General features: G+C 62.8%; 18 protein-coding genes. 6 read left to right on the top strand and 12 right to left on the bottom strand.

Annotated elements, in window-relative coordinates; genetic code table 11:
* Positions 1–208 precede the first annotated feature (208 nt).
* A complete protein-coding gene (locus tag Q8O29_RS01810; protein WP_305560349.1) occupies positions 209–1,693 on the top strand; it encodes a CYTH and CHAD domain-containing protein in 1,485 nt (494 codons plus the stop codon).
* 229 nt (positions 1,694–1,922) lie between these two features.
* Here the strand turns inward: Q8O29_RS01810 and Q8O29_RS01805 are convergent, their stop codons facing one another.
* From Q8O29_RS01805 to Q8O29_RS01770, 8 genes are all read right to left on the bottom strand, one after another.
* Positions 1,923–4,412, bottom strand: a complete 2,490-nt coding sequence (locus Q8O29_RS01805; RefSeq protein ID WP_305560348.1) for a YgiQ family radical SAM protein — start codon at positions 4,410–4,412, stop codon at positions 1,923–1,925.
* A 125-nt stretch (positions 4,413–4,537) separates the two neighbouring features.
* Positions 4,538–4,987: a MarR family winged helix-turn-helix transcriptional regulator gene (locus Q8O29_RS01800; protein WP_305560347.1), complete on the bottom strand. Its 450-nt coding sequence runs from the start codon at positions 4,985–4,987 to the stop codon at positions 4,538–4,540.
* A complete protein-coding gene (locus tag Q8O29_RS01795) occupies positions 4,977–5,174 on the bottom strand; it encodes a hypothetical protein (protein WP_305560346.1) in 198 nt (65 codons plus the stop codon). Before Q8O29_RS01795 ends, Q8O29_RS01800 begins: the two co-directional genes overlap by 11 nt.
* Positions 5,171–6,754, bottom strand: a complete 1,584-nt coding sequence (locus Q8O29_RS01790; RefSeq protein WP_305560345.1) for an FAD-dependent monooxygenase — start codon at positions 6,752–6,754, stop codon at positions 5,171–5,173. Before Q8O29_RS01790 ends, Q8O29_RS01795 begins: the two co-directional genes overlap by 4 nt.
* 261 nt (positions 6,755–7,015) lie before the next feature.
* Positions 7,016–7,306 carry a hypothetical protein gene (locus Q8O29_RS01785; protein ID WP_305560344.1) on the bottom strand — a complete coding sequence of 97 codons (291 nt, stop codon included), beginning with the start codon at positions 7,304–7,306 and terminating at the stop codon, positions 7,016–7,018.
* Positions 7,307–7,431: 125 nt separating this feature from the next.
* The gene (locus tag Q8O29_RS01780; RefSeq protein WP_305560343.1) at positions 7,432–7,728 is read right to left on the bottom strand and encodes a hypothetical protein; all 297 of its coding nucleotides are present in this window, start codon (positions 7,726–7,728) and stop codon (positions 7,432–7,434) included.
* 58 nt (positions 7,729–7,786) lie between these two features.
* The gene (locus tag Q8O29_RS01775) at positions 7,787–7,987 is read right to left on the bottom strand and encodes a hypothetical protein (protein WP_305560342.1); all 201 of its coding nucleotides are present in this window, start codon (positions 7,985–7,987) and stop codon (positions 7,787–7,789) included.
* 161 nt (positions 7,988–8,148) lie between these two features.
* A complete protein-coding gene (locus tag Q8O29_RS01770) occupies positions 8,149–8,604 on the bottom strand; it encodes a CHRD domain-containing protein (RefSeq protein WP_305560341.1) in 456 nt (151 codons plus the stop codon).
* Positions 8,605–8,818: 214 nt separating this feature from the next.
* Here Q8O29_RS01770 and Q8O29_RS01765 point away from each other — a divergent pair, with 214 nt between their 5' ends.
* The 5 genes from Q8O29_RS01765 to Q8O29_RS01745 all read left to right on the top strand — a co-directional run bounded on the left by Q8O29_RS01765 (position 8,819) and on the right by Q8O29_RS01745 (position 13,565).
* On the top strand, positions 8,819–9,718 hold the full coding sequence (locus Q8O29_RS01765) for a Ku protein (protein ID WP_305560340.1): 900 nt from the start codon (positions 8,819–8,821) through the stop codon (positions 9,716–9,718).
* Between the two features lie 21 nt (positions 9,719–9,739).
* On the top strand, positions 9,740–12,307 hold the full coding sequence (gene ligD / locus Q8O29_RS01760) for a DNA ligase D (protein ID WP_305560339.1): 2,568 nt from the start codon (positions 9,740–9,742) through the stop codon (positions 12,305–12,307).
* A 177-nt stretch (positions 12,308–12,484) separates the two neighbouring features.
* Positions 12,485–12,625 (top strand): hypothetical protein, encoded by a 141-nt coding sequence (locus Q8O29_RS01755; protein ID WP_305560338.1) that lies wholly within the window; start codon positions 12,485–12,487, stop codon positions 12,623–12,625.
* A 95-nt stretch (positions 12,626–12,720) separates the two neighbouring features.
* On the top strand, positions 12,721–12,966 hold the full coding sequence (locus Q8O29_RS01750) for a hypothetical protein (RefSeq protein WP_305560337.1): 246 nt from the start codon (positions 12,721–12,723) through the stop codon (positions 12,964–12,966).
* Positions 12,967–13,133: 167 nt separating this feature from the next.
* Positions 13,134–13,565, top strand: a complete 432-nt coding sequence (locus tag Q8O29_RS01745; RefSeq protein ID WP_305560336.1) for a hypothetical protein — start codon at positions 13,134–13,136, stop codon at positions 13,563–13,565.
* Positions 13,566–13,634: 69 nt separating this feature from the next.
* Here Q8O29_RS01745 and Q8O29_RS01740 read toward each other — a convergent pair whose 3' ends face one another.
* From Q8O29_RS01740 to Q8O29_RS01725, 4 genes are all read right to left on the bottom strand, one after another.
* On the bottom strand, positions 13,635–14,594 hold the full coding sequence (locus tag Q8O29_RS01740) for a PA2169 family four-helix-bundle protein (RefSeq protein ID WP_305560335.1): 960 nt from the start codon (positions 14,592–14,594) through the stop codon (positions 13,635–13,637).
* Positions 14,595–14,855: 261 nt separating this feature from the next.
* A complete protein-coding gene (locus tag Q8O29_RS20325; RefSeq protein ID WP_371134124.1) occupies positions 14,856–14,999 on the bottom strand; it encodes a hypothetical protein in 144 nt (47 codons plus the stop codon).
* A complete protein-coding gene (locus Q8O29_RS01730; RefSeq protein ID WP_305560334.1) occupies positions 14,969–16,141 on the bottom strand; it encodes a class I SAM-dependent methyltransferase in 1,173 nt (390 codons plus the stop codon). Before Q8O29_RS01730 ends, Q8O29_RS20325 begins: the two co-directional genes overlap by 31 nt.
* Positions 16,142–16,268: 127 nt before the next feature.
* A complete protein-coding gene (locus tag Q8O29_RS01725; protein ID WP_305560333.1) occupies positions 16,269–17,024 on the bottom strand; it encodes a hypothetical protein in 756 nt (251 codons plus the stop codon).
* Between the last annotated feature and the right edge of the window lie 143 nt (positions 17,025–17,167).

Below are 17,167 nucleotides of genomic sequence, written 5' to 3'. Positions count from 1 at the left end.
CTGCGACCAAGAGGCTTTGGAACGCCTGCGCAAGCTTTTGTAGCGTAGGGCTGCTATCAAAGTAGTAGCTATCTGCGCCCGCGAATGAAGGGCTGCGGCCTGTTTCATCTAGAAGCCCCACGCAGCGCTCGTGTGTAGCCGCCTGCGTGTGCAGCACGCCCCAGGGCGCGTAGGATGGTCGGCTCTGCTCCAAATTGCCACGCTGCCCATGACCGAATTTGAACTCAAGCTTGAAATCCCGACCCTCCAGTTGAAGGCACTGGAAGCCGCGTTGCGCCGCGGCCAGGTCTTGCAGCAGCGCCTGCAAGCACGCTATTACGACACCTCCGATCAGGCCCTCGCAGCATGCGGTGTGGTGGTGCGTCTGCGAAAAGAAGGGCGGCAATGGGTGCAGACGGCTAAAGCCCCCGGCAGCCGCACATTGGAGCGGCTGGAGCACAACGTCACGCTGGGCGCGCGTGGCACGCCCTTGTTGGACCTGGCGCGGCACGATGGCGAGCCCGTGGGCGAGCGCATTCGCGAGGCCCTGAAACTGAAACCCAACGAAGCCTTTCCCGATCTGGCGCTTGTTTATGAAACCGACATCGTGCGCCAAACGCGGCTGGTGCGCACAGGCGGGGCGCTGGTGGAGCTTGCGCTGGACCGGGGCCATGTCAAAGCCGGCGGGCAAAGCACGCCCATCTGTGAACTGGAAATTGAGCTCAAGCAAGGCCCGCCTGCAAGCGCCGTGGCCCTGGCACAGACCTGGTGTCTCAAGCACAAGCTCTGGCTCAGCAGCGTGAGCAAGTCCATGAAGGGCCAGCGCCTGGCGCTGGGCCAGGCCTACGGCGCCGCCGTCACGGCCCAGGCGCCACGCTACAGCCGCCGCGCATCCAACCGCGATGTAGTGGCTGCGGTGGTGGCCGCCTGCCTGGACCAGGTGCTCGGCAACGCCAGCGAGGTGGCCGGCGGCTGCGCGGGCGAGGACCACATCCACCAGCTGCGCGTGGGCCTGCGCCGGCTGCGCACCGCGCTGCGCGAACTCGAGCCGCTGGCCGGCGGCTGGGGCGGGCCGTGGGAGGATCCACTGGCCGATGTTTTTCGTGCGCTGGGCCAGCACCGCGACCGCGACTACCTGATGCAGACCTTGCAGGGCCGGATCGAAGCCGCCGGCGGGCCGCCGCTGGACTGGCAGGCGGCGCTGGGCGTCCTGCCCAGCGCCGCCCGATCGGTGCACTCGCCGGTTTTCCAGCAGGCTTTGCTGGGCCTCGTCGGTTTTGTTCACGCCGTCCCTGGCCAGGACGCGTCTGCGCCCGACCACACATCGCCAAAGAAATTCCTGCGCAAACGCCTGACCCGCCTGCACAAGCAGGTGCTGGCGCAGGGCCGCCAATTCACCGACCTGCCCGAAGCCGAGCAACACGGGCTGCGCAAGCGCCTCAAGCGCCTGCGTTATCTGTCCGAGTTCGCGCAAGCCCTGTTTGCCAGGCGCAAGGCCGCCGCCTACCTGGCGGCCCTCAAGCCGCTGCAGGACGCGCTCGGCATCTTCCACGACGAAGTCGCGGCGCTGCAGGTCTGGCAAGGGCTGTCGGGTCACGACCCGCGCGCCCTCTTCGGCGTCGGCTGGCTCAGCGCGCGCCGGGAGGTGCATGTGCAGGCGTGCCAGCTAGCCTGCGACCTGTTCGCCCGGCAGGTCAAGCCGTTCTGGGACTAGCGGATCAACGGCTCGCCGGCAATACTCATGCTACTAAATACATAGCTGCTCGCGCCCGCCTGATATGGGCTGGAGGCCGATTTTACTGAGAAAATGAAACGAAGTGGCTGAATCAGCCCTCATCGTGCACGGTCATCCAGGACCAGATCCGGATCCGTGCCGCACGACACACCTGGCGTGGTGATCCAGCATGGACGGCGGGTCAGGCCCGCAATGACATCAGGCAGTATCAGCGCGGCTTGCGCGCGAAGGGTTTGCCGCCGGGCTTGCCGGAGCCGTTCTCGCGCGGCGGCAGGCCAGTGTGCTGGGTCAGGATGCGGCCCTTCACAGGACTAGCAGGTTTCAGCGCCACGGTCGTCGAGTTCTTTTTGCGCGCGCTGACGTAACCGCCATCGGTCAGCGGCTGGAAGGTCGGGATCAGATGGTGCTTGCCATTGCCGATCAGGTCGGCACGGCCCATGGCTTTGAGTGCCTCGCGCAGCAGCGGCCAGTTGTTGGCGTCGTGGTAACGCAAAAAGGCCTTGTGCAGGCGGCGCCGCTTGTCGCCGCGCACGATGTCCACCGTCTCGCTGTCGCGCGTGATCTTGCGCAGCGGGTTTTTGTTGGTGTGGTACATCGTGGTGGCGGTGGCCATCGGCGACGGATAAAAGGTCTGCACCTGGTCGGCGCGGAAACCGTTTTTCTTGAGCCAGATCGCCAGGTTCATCATGTCTTCGTCGCTGGTGCCGGGGTGGGCGGCGATGAAGTAGGGAATCAAAAACTGCTTCTTGCCGGCTTCCAGGCTGTACTTCTCGAACATCTGCCGGAACTTGTCGTAGCTGCCGATGCCGGGCTTCATCATCTTGGTCAGCGGCCCCTGCTCGGTGTGCTCGGGTGCGATTTTCAAATAGCCACCGACGTGGTGGGTGACCAGCTCTTTCACATACTCAGGGCTTTGCACGGCCAGGTCGTAACGCAGGCCGGAGCTGATCAAAATTTTCTTCACACCCTTGAGCGCCCGTGCGCGGCGGTACATCTTGATCAGCGGGTTGTGGTCGGTGTTGAGGTTGGAGCAGATGCCGGGGTAGACGCACGAGGGCTTGCGGCAGGCTGATTCAATCTCCAGCGACTTGCAGCCGATGCGGTACATATTGGCGGTGGGACCGCCCAGGTCGGAAATTGCGCCGGTAAACCCCTTGACGGTGTCGCGGATCGCTTCGATCTCGCGGATGACCGAGTCTTCAGAGCGGCTCTGAATGATGCGGCCTTCATGCTCGGTGATCGAGCAAAACGTACAGCCGCCAAAACAGCCGCGCATGATGTTGACGCTGAAGCGGATCATCTCCCAGGCCGGGATTTTGGTGGCGGCGTCGTGGCTGCCGTTTTCGTCGGCATAAGACGGGTGCGGCGAACGTGCATACGGCAGATCGAACACGTAGTCCATCTCGGCCGTGGTCAGTGGAATCGGCGGTGGTGTGATCCAGACGTCGCGTGCGGTCACGCCTTCACCATGCGCCTGCACCAGCGCCCGCGCATTGCCGGGGTTGGTTTCCAGGTGCAGCACGCGATTCGCATGCGCATACAGCACCGCGTCGCTTTTGACCTGCTCGTAGGACGGCAGGCGGATCACCGAGCGGTCGCGCGGCGGGACTTTGATCTTGCCGGTGGCTGGATGCGGGACGCCCTCACCCCCGCCCTCTCCCAGGGGGAGAGGGAGTAAAACCGGCCGCGTCGAGAACACTTCCCTTTCTGTCCCCTCTCCCGCTGGGAGAGGGTTAGGGTGAGGGCTCTGCGCATTGGCTTTCAGGCGCAAGTTGGGGTTGGGCACGAAGCGTAGCGGCTTCGCCACGCCCTCACCCCTGCCCTCTCCCGGAAGGAGAGGCAGTGACCCCGCAGCCTCGTCCTCACGCGCGCAACTCGCGCCCTGCACTTTCGCCTGCTCCGAGATCATCAGGTAGGGATTCACATGCGCCTCGACCCGGCCAGGTGCATCGACGCTGGTCGAATCAATCTCGAACCAACCCTGCGCGGTTTCATCGCCGCTGCGGCGGATAAACGCCGTGCCGCGGATGTCGGTCATGCTGGCCACCGGTTCTTTGGCGGCCAGACGGTGCGCGATTTCGACGATGGCGCGTTCGGCATTGCCATACAGCAGCAAGTCGCATTTGGCGTCGATCACCACCGAGCGACGCACCTTGTCGGACCAGTAGTCGTAATGCGCGATGCGGCGCAGCGAGCCTTCAATGCCGCCCAGGATGATCGGCACATCCTTCCAGGCGTCGCGGCAGCGTTGCGAATACACCAGCGCGGCGCGGTCAGGACGTTTGCCGCCTATGTCGCCGGGCGTGTAGGCGTCGTCGCTGCGGATCTTGCGGTCTGCGGTGTAGCGGTTGATCATCGAGTCCATGTTGCCGGCGGTGACGCCGAAAAACAGGTTCGGTTTGCCCAGCGCCTTGAACGGGTCGGCGCTTTGCCAGTCGGGCTGCGCGATGATGCCGACGCGAAAGCCCTGGGCCTCCAGCATGCGACCTATGACCGCCATGCCGAAGCTCGGGTGGTCCACATAGGCGTCGCCGGTGACGATGATGATGTCGCAGCTGTCCCAGCCCAGGACGTCCATCTCGGCGCGGCTCATCGGCAAAAATTTCGACGTGCCGAAACGGCTTGCCCAGTACTTGCGGTAGCTGGTCAGCGGTTTTGCGGCGCGCGCGAAAAAGGAAACGTCGATGGGGGCGTTCATGGGACTTTAGGGAACCGCGTATTTTAAGGTTTTACGCGTTCGCGTACGCCCTGAATGGGTACTTTCGACCTGTTCCCGGCCCGAATGGCACCGGAAAGCGCTGCAATCTGTGCATAAACCGCGAATCAGCGCCTGGCGTGTGTGATCAGACGGTCCAGCATCCCGCCCAGTTGCCGGCGTTCCGCAGCCGACAGGCAGCTAAAAATTTCGTCATTGCGCCGCGCGATCAGCGCCATCACCCGGTTCCAGAGTGCCCGCCCGGCAACCGTCGGTGCCAGTACCACGCTGCGGCCGTCGGATGCGCTAGCGTCCTTGCTGACCAGCCCGCGTTCGGCCAGCGCCTGGGCCGCGCGGCTGGCCTGGCCCTTGTTGAGATTGGCTTTGGCCGCCAGCTCGACCACCGACAGGGGTGCGAAGTTGCCAATCGCCGCCAGGCAGCGCGCCTCGCCCACCGGCAGGTCAAACTCGTCGGCATAAGCGTCGCTGCTGAACCTGTCGGTCAGTTTGTTGACCAGGTGCAGCCGGTAGCTCAGGAAACGGTCCAGCGGCGGCAAGGCGGGGAGTTTACGCGGCATCTGCAGCTCCGGCGCCGCACTGCTTCTGCGCATTGGCGATCAGGGACAACACCTCGTCGGCCTGATCGAAGCGGCTCATCAGCGACAGGCTCAGCATGGACAGCAGCAACGGCGCCTGCGCCTCGCCCACGGCTGCCAGCGCCTGGCACAGGGCGGTGTAACTGCAATCCAGATCGGCATCGGTCATTCGGCGAATCCTTTTTCTTCAAGCACGGCCAGCAGCGGCGCAGGATCCAGCCCGCGCCAGCGGCCCATCACATAACCATCAGGCCGCACCAATACCAGCGCCTGGGCGGTGGCATCGGGCAGTCCGTAGCGTTCACGCGCCTGGCCCTGTGTGTCTGCTTCCGGCTCGATGGCAAGCACCGCCACGCCTTTCTGCGGCAAGGCGCGCAGCGCATCGGGCAAGGCGCCATCGGCAAACACCAGGCACAACAGGTCGCGGCCGAAACATTGCGTCAGGTGCAGCGGCCCGTCCGGCCCGGCGAGCAGGGCCTCGGGCGCCGGTGCGCCGGGGGCGGCGAGTTCACTGGTCCAGTCACCGTACTGCGGCCCGTTGAGTGGCGAGCCCATATAACTGATGGGCGAAGACTGGCGCGGGTTGATCAGCGGACGCACCTTCTCGTCGCTGAGTGCCAACCTCAGGGTCGCTTCACGCATCAGCTTGAAGGCGAAGTTGGGCGGCGCCATGAACTCGGTGCTTTTCGCGCCGTAGGCGATGTTTTCGCGCGCGGCGTGCACCCGTTCGGTGGAATACGAATCGAGCAGGCTGTCCGCTGCCCTGCCCTCGATCACGGCGGCGAGTTTCCAGGCCAGGTTACCGGCGTCGTCGAGCCCGGAGTTGAGGCCGCGCACGCCGAAGATCGGCACCAGGTGGGCGGCATCACCGGCAAAAAATACACATCCGTGGCGGTAATTGTCGAGCGTCAAACATTTGGCGTTGTAGATTGAAATCCACAGCGGCTCCCAGGGCGCGTCTTCACCAATCATGCGCAGGTGGCTTTGCACGCGCGGCAAGACGTTTTCGGGCTTGACGGCTTCCAGCGGGTCGTCGTCGTCGCGAATCTGGTAATCGATGCGCCAGATGTCATCCGGCTGGCGGTGCATCAGGATGGTGGAACCGGGGTTGGACGGCGGGTCGAACCAGGCCAGGCGTTCGACCGCCCTTTTTGTCTTCTGCACGATATCAACGATCACGTATTTTCCGTCGTACTGTGTGCCTTGCAGTTGCAGGCCCATCTGCTCGCGCACGGTGCTGCGTCCGCCATCGCAAGCCACCACCCAGTCGGCACGCACGGTATGTATGCCGGCGCCGTCCTGCACCTCAACCTCGACCCCACCGTCCAGTTGACGAAGCGCCGTGAGGCGGCTGGACCAGCGCACATCCATGCCTTCGGTCCCCGCGCGGTGCGCGAACTCCTCCACATAAAACTGCTGGATGTTGACCATGGGCGCAAAACGCTGGCTGGTCTCGCTGGGCATCTGGAAGTGCAGCACCTCGGCATCGCGCCAGTAGCTGCGGCCACCGACCCAGGACAGGCCCTTGCCCACCAGCGGCTTGTCGGCGCCGACCCAGCCAAGGATTTCCTGCGAGCGGCGCGACAGGCAGATGGCGCGGCTGCCGCTGCAGTAGCCGTCATCGGCCTCAACCACCAGACAGGCGATGCCCTGGCGTGACAGCAGGGCGGCCAGCGTGAGGCCAACCGGGCCGCCGCCAGCGATCAACACCGGAACGTGGGCGGGAAATGCGGAAACAGGGATAGCCATCAAGAGGATTTAGTTGGTTGCGCCCACAACTATAAGTCATCTGGTTGCAGACGCAACCAATTGAACCGCCAATGTCAACCCAAAATTGAAATGTCCCCTTTTCTGCAAAGCAGAAATGTCCCCTTTTGGGGTTGAGTTTTATCTCAAAGGCTTTCGGCAAGCGCCAGCGCGTCAGGCCGTAGGCTCGATTCCGGGGAGCGGTGGGCAACTCAGTTATCCACGGCGGGCGAGTTCAAGCGCTGACTTTGAAATTGGCCGATCTCAGATCGCAACCTGGGGTGGGCGTGAGCGCGGCTTGGCATTTTGAGTGGCCACCAGCGCCTGCAATTTGCGCAGGCGCAATGATTCTTTGGCCAACACCTCATCGACCCGGCCATTGAGCAGCTTGTCGTCGGCTACCCGTGAAGCACTCAAATGCTGATGCCGCTCAAACGTCTTAAAGGGCAGCGCCTCTTCGCCCCACAGCAGCTCAAGCGATCCGTCTAAATGCTCGATCACCTTGACCGGTTGTGATCGCAGCGCGTAGCGCGGCTGCTCCGGGCGGGTGATCACCACCAGCAGTTTGCCTTTGAACTGGCAGGTCAGCGTTTTGGACAGCCGACGCTCGTAGTGATGTGCGCAGATGCGCGCGAGAAGGTGCGGCAGCTATCGGCCGGCCGGACGCCAGCTAAAGCGCTTTAGCGGGTGCGCAATATCGCGCGGGCAGCCGCCATGTCGCGGTCATGGAGGGCTTTGGCATCGCGCCGGCAGGCCGTGCGCTCAGCCGCCGCCATGGCCCCACATTCCTCCAGATAGACCTTGTAGCCACCGCCCGCCTCATTGATGGCGGTGCGGTAGCGTTGCTGCGGCGTCGTGTCAGCCACGGCACCGCGGGCCAATAGCTGCTCTTCTATCGCCACCGGCTGGGCCAGCGCGGCGGAAGCAGCTACACCCAGCACCAGGGAAGCCAGCAGTGAGGAAAAGTTGTTTGACATGGGAAAGTCCTTTTTTGACGGCCAAATCCGGGCTACAACGGTGACAGTCGAAAATGCCTTACTTCCGGCCTGAGCTGTTGGGCTGGTTCTGAAGATGCAGCGGCGGCTTGTCGGGCATGTTCTGCGACTCCACGCGAGCCTTGACACTGGCCTGGCTGTTGGCGGCTTTCTCTGCAAGGGCTTGCTGGCTACCCAGGGGCTTGGGATGTTTGGGACCGCTGGTGGTGGGAGCGGACGGGGCCGGTTTTCCTGATTTCATGGCTTGTCTTCCTTTGCAACTGGCTGCGGGGGCAACCTGAGCGTTCACCCTAAGCCGCAGCTGCGGCGCTCGCGTCAGCAGGTCGGCAAGAAAGCTGTAGGCCTGCGCGCCAATAAAAAAGGCCAGGCGCCTGGCCTTGGTGCCGGACACGGCGCGCTGTGTCAGGGACGCACAGTCATCTGACCGCGAATCTCGCCGCCCGGAAATTTTGCAGTGTGGATGTTGGCATACCACCTGCCCGCCAGCAGGTCAGCCGCTTGGGCCGCAGTCAGCGTGGCTTCTCCCGACATGGGGCTGGTCATGGCACCCGTGAACGGAAGGGCAACACCTGCATTGGCTCCGACCATGGCCGGGCCATGAAAGTGACCTGCGGTCGCCGGACCACTCAAACCGCTGTACGACAACTGCCACTTGAGCAGGTTGGACTCCTTGTTCAGCACCGCATCCACTTGGCCGGTGGCGTTGGTGGCGGCAGGCGGGACCTCGTTGGCACCGCGCATCTGCGTGGTCAAGGTGACCAGATTGGATTTACCGGGCATCATCCCGCAACCCGCGACGAGGACAACAAGGGCGCCGGTCGCCAGGACTGAGCGCAGGGTGTAACGATAGGTCATCATGATTTTCTCCGGTGAATGAAAGAATTGGCAGCTTAGGCTTAGGAGCTGTATCTGGATGTAGGACATTCACCTGTCGTCTGCCCTGGACCCGAAGCCATCCGTTTCATTTTGAGTCGCTACTTCGTGTTGCACACGCGGGCTGCGGCCCTCGTCCTACGGCATCGCCGGTTGCCAACCGACAGGACCAGCCTGCCCACCTGCTTAAAGTCGATCCATGGCATCACGCGCTTTATGGAAAGGGGCCATCAGCTTCGGGCTGGTGCATATTCCTGTATTGCTTCACTCCGCCACCACGGAGAGCGGGGTTGACTTCGACTGGCTGGACAAACGCAGCATGGACCCGGTTGGCTACAAACGCATCAACAAAAAAAACCGGCAAGGAAATCACCAAGGAAACATCGTCAAGGGCATCGCCTACGAGGACGGCCAGTACGTGGTGCTGTCGCCCGAGGAAATTGCCGCAGCCTACCCCAAGACCACACAGACCATCGAGATCGAGAGTTTTGTACCGAACACGGACATCCCCTTTGTCTACTTGGAGCGGCCCTATTACATTGCGCCTATCAACAAGGGCAAAAAAGTCTACGCTCTGCTGCGCGACACGCTGCTCAAGACCCAGCGCGTCGGCATCGCGCGCGTGGTGATCCAGACCAAGCAGCACCTGGCCGTTCTGGTGCCATCTGGTCCGGGGCTGATCCTGAACCTGCTGCGCTGGGGCGCCGACATCCGCAGCTGGGAAGACCTGGACCTGCCGCCCGAAGGCGCGAAAGCCGCCGGCCTGAGCGACAAGGAACTGTCCATGGCGAAACAACTGGTGGACGACATGACCGGTCAATGGCAGCCCGACCAGTTTAGCGACTCCTTCAAGGACGACATCATGGCGCTGGTCAAACAAAAGGTGAAGGAAGGCAAGGTCGAAACCGTGGAGCAGCCCGAGGAGGACGAGGAAGCTACCGCCCACTCTGGTGCCAAGATCATCGACCTTACCGAATTGCTGCAGCGCAGCTTGCGCAACAAGGGCGGGGCAGCCAAGGTGCCGGCAAAAAAGGCTGCTGTAAAACCCGCTCGTCAGTCTGCGGCCAAGACCGCACCGGCACGGCGCAAGGCGGCCTGACGCTGCGTGGCCTCTCGCGCCATGGCCACCGTCGACAGTCTCGAGAGCTACCACAGCAAGCGGAATTTCCGTCGCACACCGGAGCCAGCTACGGGCGGACGCAGTTCGAAAAATTTGCGCTTTGTGGTCCAGAAACACGACGCCAGTCGGCTGCACTACGACTTCCGACTCGAACTCGACGGCTGGGCCGTGCCCAAGGGCCCCAGTCTGGACCCAAAGATCAAACGCATGGCCCTGCAGGTCGAAGACCACCCGATCTCCTATGCGCGGTTTGAGGGCAACATTCCAAACAAGCTATACGGCGCCGGCAACGTCATCATCTGGGACCAGGGCATCTGGTTGCCAGTGGACGAACCCATGAAAGCGCTGAAAAGCGGCAAACTCAAGTTCGAACTTCAGGGCGACAAACTCAAGGGCCACTGGACGCTGGTGCGCATGCATGGCAAGGTTGACGAGCGCCAGCCGGCCTGGCTGCTGATCAAGGAAAAAGATGCCCAGGCCCAGCCATCGGCCGACTACGACGTGCTGGAAGACTTGCCCAACAGCGTGCTGACCGGCCAGCCGCTCGCTCCCAGAAAAAGGACAACTGTCACATCCCCGGCAGCAAAAAAGCCGACAACACAAGCCGCCGCCAAAATCCGGCGGTCACTGCCACCGGACGCCTTCAAGGCTGCACTGCCGCCCTTACTGGCGCCCGAGTTGGCCACCTTGGTCACGGCCGTGCCCGAAAACGACGGCGACTGGCTCTATGAAATCAAGTTCGACGGCTACCGCCTGATGACACGCATAGCGGGCACGTCCATCCGGTGTTTCACGCGCAACGGCCACGATTGGTCAGCCAAACTTCCTGCACTTGTCAACGCGCTGTCGCAACTGGGCCTGAAGTCGGGCTGGCTGGATGGCGAGATCGTGGTGCACGGCGAGGATGGCATGCCCGACTTCGGCGCGCTGCAAAACGCCTTTGACAGCGCCAGCACCGCGCAAATTGTTTATTACCTGTTCGACATGCCGTTTTACGACGGCCATGACCTGCGCCAGGTGCCGCTGGCCGAACGGCGCGAACTGCTGCGCGGTCTGGTCAGCGGCGCCGGCCTGGATCACCTGCGTTTCAGCGAAACCTTTGACAGCGGCGCGCAAGACCTGCTCGATTCAGCGGCGCGTTTGGGACTGGAAGGCGTGATTGGTAAACGCGCCGCATCAACCTATGTCTCGCGGCGTTCCATCGACTGGATCAAAGTCAAGACCCAGTTGCGCCAGGAGTTCGTGATTGGCGGCTACACCGAGCCTCAAGGTTCGCGCACCGGCCTGGGCGCGCTGCTGCTCGGTATCTACAACAACCACGGCGCGCTCCAACATGTCGGCAATGTGGGCACGGGCTTTGACGAGAAAACCCTCAAAAGCCTGCTGGCCGCTCTGCTGCCGCTGGCCACACCCCGCCCGGCATTTACCGGCCTGCCGGCCTCGGTCAAGGGCCACTGGGTGCAGCCCAAGCTGGTGGCCGAGGTCGTTTTTGCGCAATGGACCCACGCCGGCAACATCCGCCATGCAGTGTTCCAGGGTTTGCGTGCCGACAAAGCCGCACGCAAGGTCGTGCGTGAATCAGCCTTACCTGTGGAGAAAGCCATGGCCTCGAAAACGCCAGCCACTGCGAAAAAAGCTGCGCCAGCCTTGCCGCCGGTCAGCACCGGCAAGTTGCGCGTCACCCACCCGGAACGCATCATCGACCCCGGCACCGGCTTCACCAAACTGGAACTGATCGAACACTACGCACGTGTGGCGCCGCTGATCCTGCCGCACCTGAAGGCCAGGCCGGTGGCACTGGTGCGCGCCCCGGACGGCATCACCGGCGAGTTGTTTTTCCAGAAACACGCCGAGGCCACGCGCATCCCCGGCATCAAGCTGCTTGATCCGAAGTTCGACCCCGGCCATGGCCCGCTGCTGGAGATTGCGACGGTGGCAGCGCTGCTGGCGTCGGCGCAACTGAACGTGATGGAGTTCCATACCTGGAACGCCACCACCCGCGTCATCGGCAAGCCGGACCGCATGACCTTCGACCTGGACCCCGGCGAGGGTGTCGCCTGGGTCCAAGTGCAGGAAGCGGCCCAGCTGGTGCAGGCCTTTCTGAAGCAACTTGGCCTGCCCTGCTTTCTGAAAACCAGCGGCGGCAAGGGCCTGCATGTGGTGGTGCCGCTCAAGCCTTCGCATGACTGGCACACGGTCAAGAAATTTTCACAGGCCATTGTGCAGCACCTGTCCAGCGTGATCCCCGAGCGTTTTGTTGCCAAAAGCGGGCCGCGCAACCGGGTCGGCAAGATCTTCCCGGACTACCTGCGCAACGGTTTCGGCGCCACGACGGTCTGCGCTTGGTCGGCGCGAGCCCGGCCCGGCATGGGTGTGTCTGTGCCGGTGGCCTGGGAAGAGCTCGATGACCTGACAAACGCTGCGCACTGGGATACCCGCAACATCGGCGAGAGGCTGGCCACGGGTAATTCGCCCTGGGATGCTTACGAAACATCGCGGGCACCCTTGTCTGCCGCCATGAAGGCCATAGCCTTCAAACTCGCCGCTGGGCGCGCTCCGGCAAGGTGATAGCGCGCGGCGTGTAGGCGCGCCATCACACGCCAACGCGTTGTCCGCTGACACCAGCCCAGCCCGCTAGCTCTTGAGCTGCTGCCCACCTGTGCGTATCGTTCATCCATCATCGGTGCATTTGCCCGCAGCCGTCGTTCAATCAAAGAGTGTTTTTCATCCCGCCGGGAGCTTGCCATGATCTACTGTGTTTTTCCCGCCCTGTCTGCGCTACTTGCCGTGGTCTTTCTGAGCGGCTGCCCCCAATCGAAAACGCCGGACACGCCCCCGCTGGTGCCGCAACCCAAAGCCGTCTTGAGCCTGCCGGGGCTTGTCTGAACAAGCGCCAGACGGTTCAGCAGGGCAAGTGGCTGGCCGGATGGCTGGCGCTGGCGCTCGGCACAGGTGTACTGTCGGCTTGCGGCGCAATGCGCATGGCGCAGACCAGCACATGGCAAACCATCGAGCTCAACGGCCAAAACTACCAGGTCGAGCAGATCACTGCCAGCACCTGGACTGCCACGCCCCCTGCCGGCCGGCCAAACTCTGCTTCACAAAGCGTCGCCATGGTCAAAGCCATCGAGAAGGCATCGGGATGCAAGGTCACCGACAGCAGCCTGGGCCGGCATGGCACGACGCTGAACGCCCAAGTGGACTGCGGCAGCAGGCTGAAAAACTAGCCAAATATGGCACCAGCCCATATCCAGATTACATATACAGCTATTGAAACCATAGCAAACAAAGCCTTGCACACCTCCTGCCCAGGTATGCATAACTTTACCGGCCGAAGCGTACGCCGCAGGCACAGCACGCCAATACTGTCATCGACAACCCCAGGGAGATCCCCATGACCATCAAACACGCACTGAAAACAATCCTGCTGGCCGCCGTGCTTGCGGGCGCCACCGCCCCGGCGCTGGCGCAGGTCACCATCAATATCGGAATAGCGCCGCCACCTGTCCTGTACGAAGTGGTACCGGTGCTGGCGCCAACCCAGGCCTGGGCGCCCGGCTACTGGGCCTGGAACGGCGACCGCCATGTCTGGGTGCGTGGCCGCGCCATGAGCAAACGCGACGGTTACCGCTGGGCGCCTGACAACTGGGTGCAAACCGGCAATGGCTATGTCCGCCAACCCGGCTACTGGGTGCGTGACACCAGCTACGCGGTGAAAGAGAAAAAGCCCAAGAAGGACAAACACGACAAGCACCGAGGCAAGGGCCACGGCGACGACGACCACGACGATGACCACCACGGCGGCAAGCACGGATCGAAAGACTGAGCCGACAGCAACTTGCAAACATAAAAAAAGCTGGCCGAGGCCAGCTTTTTTGTTCCTGTCAGGAACAGATCAGGATGCCGCCCTGAGCGCGTCGCGCATGGCCTTGATCTGGTCATGGTTGCGCTGCGCCCCCTGTGCCTGGCGCTCGACCAATGCGCGTATGCCGGAAGGCAGACCCTCTTCCTTGAGCGCCTTGCGGTAACGGGCAAGCGCCGCGTCCTCGCCGCGCTCACACTCTTCCAGCATCGCCAGGTCGGTGTAGCCGCTGAGCGCGCCACGCACCGAGACCCAGCCGCGATGCAGTGCACCGCTGGTGGTTCCGCCTTCGTCCGGTTCACCGCCGAACTGGCGGATCTGGCCGGCCAGCTCGGCCGCTGCGCCGCGGCACTCGTCGGCGTGACGCAGCAGCAGGGTCTTGATGTCCTGGGCCTTCACATGTTCCGCGCACTCGGTGAAACCGTACTCGCCATCGCGGCTGGATTCAAGCAAGTCATTGAGGGTGTCGATCACGTCATCATTGTCGGCAACCTGGCCGGAGACGGATTCGCTGCCGGTAAGCTGCTGGTCCACACGCGTCCAGGCAGCGCGGCTGGCGGCTTCCGCCTCTGGCCAGGAAAGCGTGGACCGATCTTTCTTGCTGTCCCAATAAACCGACAGATCGCTTTGCGCGTCGTCAAAAGTGCCGGTGCGGTTGCTGCGCCCGTACAGACCCAGGCGGTAGGCCGGCGCATAGTCATCGTAACTGCGCCCTGACTGGTAATAGGGCTCCTTCGTGTACTGGTCTCGCCAGTAAGCCTCTTCGGCCGTGGGGTTGATGGCCTCGGCCACTGCCTTGCCACCGAGGCCGCCGACAACAGCGCCAACCACAGCACCGGCTACGGCGCCAACAGGCCCGCCGAATGCGCCTGCCGCAGCACCCGCAGCAGCGCCACCGGCCGCCGCGCCCAGGCCGGTTCCCACGGGATGCGCGCCAGGCGCGTCAGTGATCGGGTCGAGATTGAGATCTTTGTCTTTATGGTCAAGTGCCATGATGATGCTCCTTAAGGATGAATGGTTAGGGTCACGAAGCGGGGGCAAGCTCGCTGCAAACAGGGCAAGGTGAGCGCCGGGTTTGCGTGGTTTAACCCCGTCAGAAAATCATCCTCACCGCGCACCCACAGGCCTGCGGTCAGGCACATGCATGCGCAGATGTAGGAGAAGACGCCATATGTCGGCTGCGTCAAAAGCGCTGCGCAAGCGGGCCACGAACAGGTCCACCAAGCCTGCTTCACCGCTTCAAGCAGTCGCCAATCAGGCGTCAAGTTCGGGGTAGCGCCGGAAGATGTCGTCTTCGTTGAAAGCGATGCGCCGCTGGCTGGCCAGGTAGGCCGCCACGCGCCCGTGCCGAGGGACATGGAGGTGCGTCAGGCCACTGTTTTCACGACCAGGCGCCATAGCGAGGTGACTTCGGCCGAGCGTGCTGCATGCAGCGGATCGGTCAGGTCGTCGGCCTTGGGATGGATGGGCTGCACATCCAGCCGGTGCAGCGGCTGTAGGCCAGCGGCATCCATCCAGGCCAGCAAGTCAGCGCGTGAGCGCAAACCCAGGTGTTCGGCCAGGTCCGACAGGATCAACCAGCCTTCACCGCCGGGCGCCAGATGCGCGGCCAGGCCATTGAGAAAACCGCGCAACATGCGGCTGTCCGGGTCGTACACCGCGTGTTCTATCGGCGAACTCGGCCGCGCCGGGACCCAGGGCGGGTTGCAAATAACCAAGGGCGCCACGCCCTCGGGAAACAGGTCGGCCTGCACCAGCTCAACCTGTCCGCCCGGTACCAGCCGTGCCAGGTTCTCACGCGCACAGGCCAGCGCGCGCGGGTCGGTGTCGGTGGCCACCACCCGCGCAACGCCACGGCGCACCAGCAGCGCGGCCAGCACACCGGTGCCAGTGCCGATGTCGAAGGCCACACCGCCTGCAGACAGCGCTGGCGGCAACGGCGCCTGGGCCAGCAGTTCCATATAGTCCCCGCGCACCGGCGCAAACACACCATAGTGCGGATGAATGCGGTCCCCACCCAGAGCCGCGATGGCTACACCCTTTTTGCGCCACTCATGCGCACCGATCAGGCCCTGCAGCTCGCGCAGCGGCGCCACGTAGTTGCCCTGCGCGGTATCGCCGGCACCATAAACCTCACTGCAGGCCTGCACCACATCGGGCGCGCGCCGCAGCGTGATGTGATGCGCCCCGTCAAACTCGATCAGCAACATTGCCAGCGTGCGGGCACGCTGTGACTGCGCCTGGCGGTACAGGTTGAAGTTATCAACGGAAGATGGCGTCGGGGTGTCCGCTTTGGCCCTTTTTGTCTTTCGCGGTTTGTCGATGCGCCGCGCCAGCGCCTGCAGCAGCAGGCGCGCATTTTGAAAGTCGCCGCGCCACAACATGCCTGTGCCTTCGCTGGCCAGCCGGAAGGCCGCATCGGCGGTCAGGGAGTCATCGGCAAGCACCACACGTTTGGGCGGCGGGGCCCCGCTTTCAGAGCGCCACCGCGCAGACCGCGTTTCACCGGCTTCGGGCCAGTTGAGGTGGGACGCGCTCACGCGGGGACCTTCAGGGACGGACCGGAGAAGCCTGGCGGATGCAGGCAGAAAACAGGAAAAAACATGGCGGGAATCCGGTCGGTGAACAGACCGCCATTATCGGGCGGAGCGACCGGCAAGCGAGGAGCTATCGGCTGTCTTTGCCGCTGTCCTTGCTGTCGGGACCACCGAGCGGCGCCAGATCGGATGAGTAAGTCCGGTCGCCGAGAGACAACTGACCGTTTTTTTGCCAGGCGGCCTCAAAAGCGGCCAACTCTTGCGCGGTGGCACGTTCATAATTTTTCAGATTGGCAGAACGCGCAGCTTCGGGGGAAGTGTCACCATGCGTGGCCGCATCGCTCGCGCGCTGGGGATCAAAACCTGTGATCTCTTCATTGACGCGCCAGTACACCGCCGCCACACCCAGGCCATAACGGGTCAAGGCGTTTTTCTTGATGGCCTCGCCGAGCGCCATCAAGGACCGTTGATGGCCTTGTTCGGCATCCATGAAGTCGGTAGATAAATCCACCATCACGACAAAGCTATGACCACGCCTGTCAGCGCGCACAACTTTGAAGCGGTAACTCGCGCTCAAGATGCCCCGGCTTTCCATCGTACTTTTGACCGAATCAAAAAGCATCTCTCGGCGAAAGGCCATGCGTTCGTCCAGATTCATCTTCACAGGCCCGGTCTCCTGCCCGACGCCGACTTCCTTGGCACCACCGTGTGAGGATGAAAACAAGTTTTGAAAGAATGACATGACGAAAAACGGTGTTCGTTGTCTTGGTAGTTTTAAAGTCGTGGTTCGAGTGATCAGGTGTCTGCAGAAAAACTCCCCCGATCTCCCGACCTGCCACGCTGAGATCGTATTCTTTTCATTACGAGATGTCACGTTCGGATACATGGAATTTTGAAGCGCGACGCTTGTGACAAATTCGTGTCACATTTTGAGATACGCACGATGAGTAAGCCTTTAGGCCACAAGTACACATCGGTTTTAGAACTTTTCAAGACACCGCCTCAAACGCTTTGTCGTACAACGTGAAG

Source organism: Polaromonas sp., assembly GCF_030689685.1.
Taxonomy (GTDB): Bacteria; Pseudomonadota; Gammaproteobacteria; order Burkholderiales; family Burkholderiaceae_C; genus Polaromonas.
This window is presented reverse-complemented; position numbering and strand designations above follow the sequence as displayed.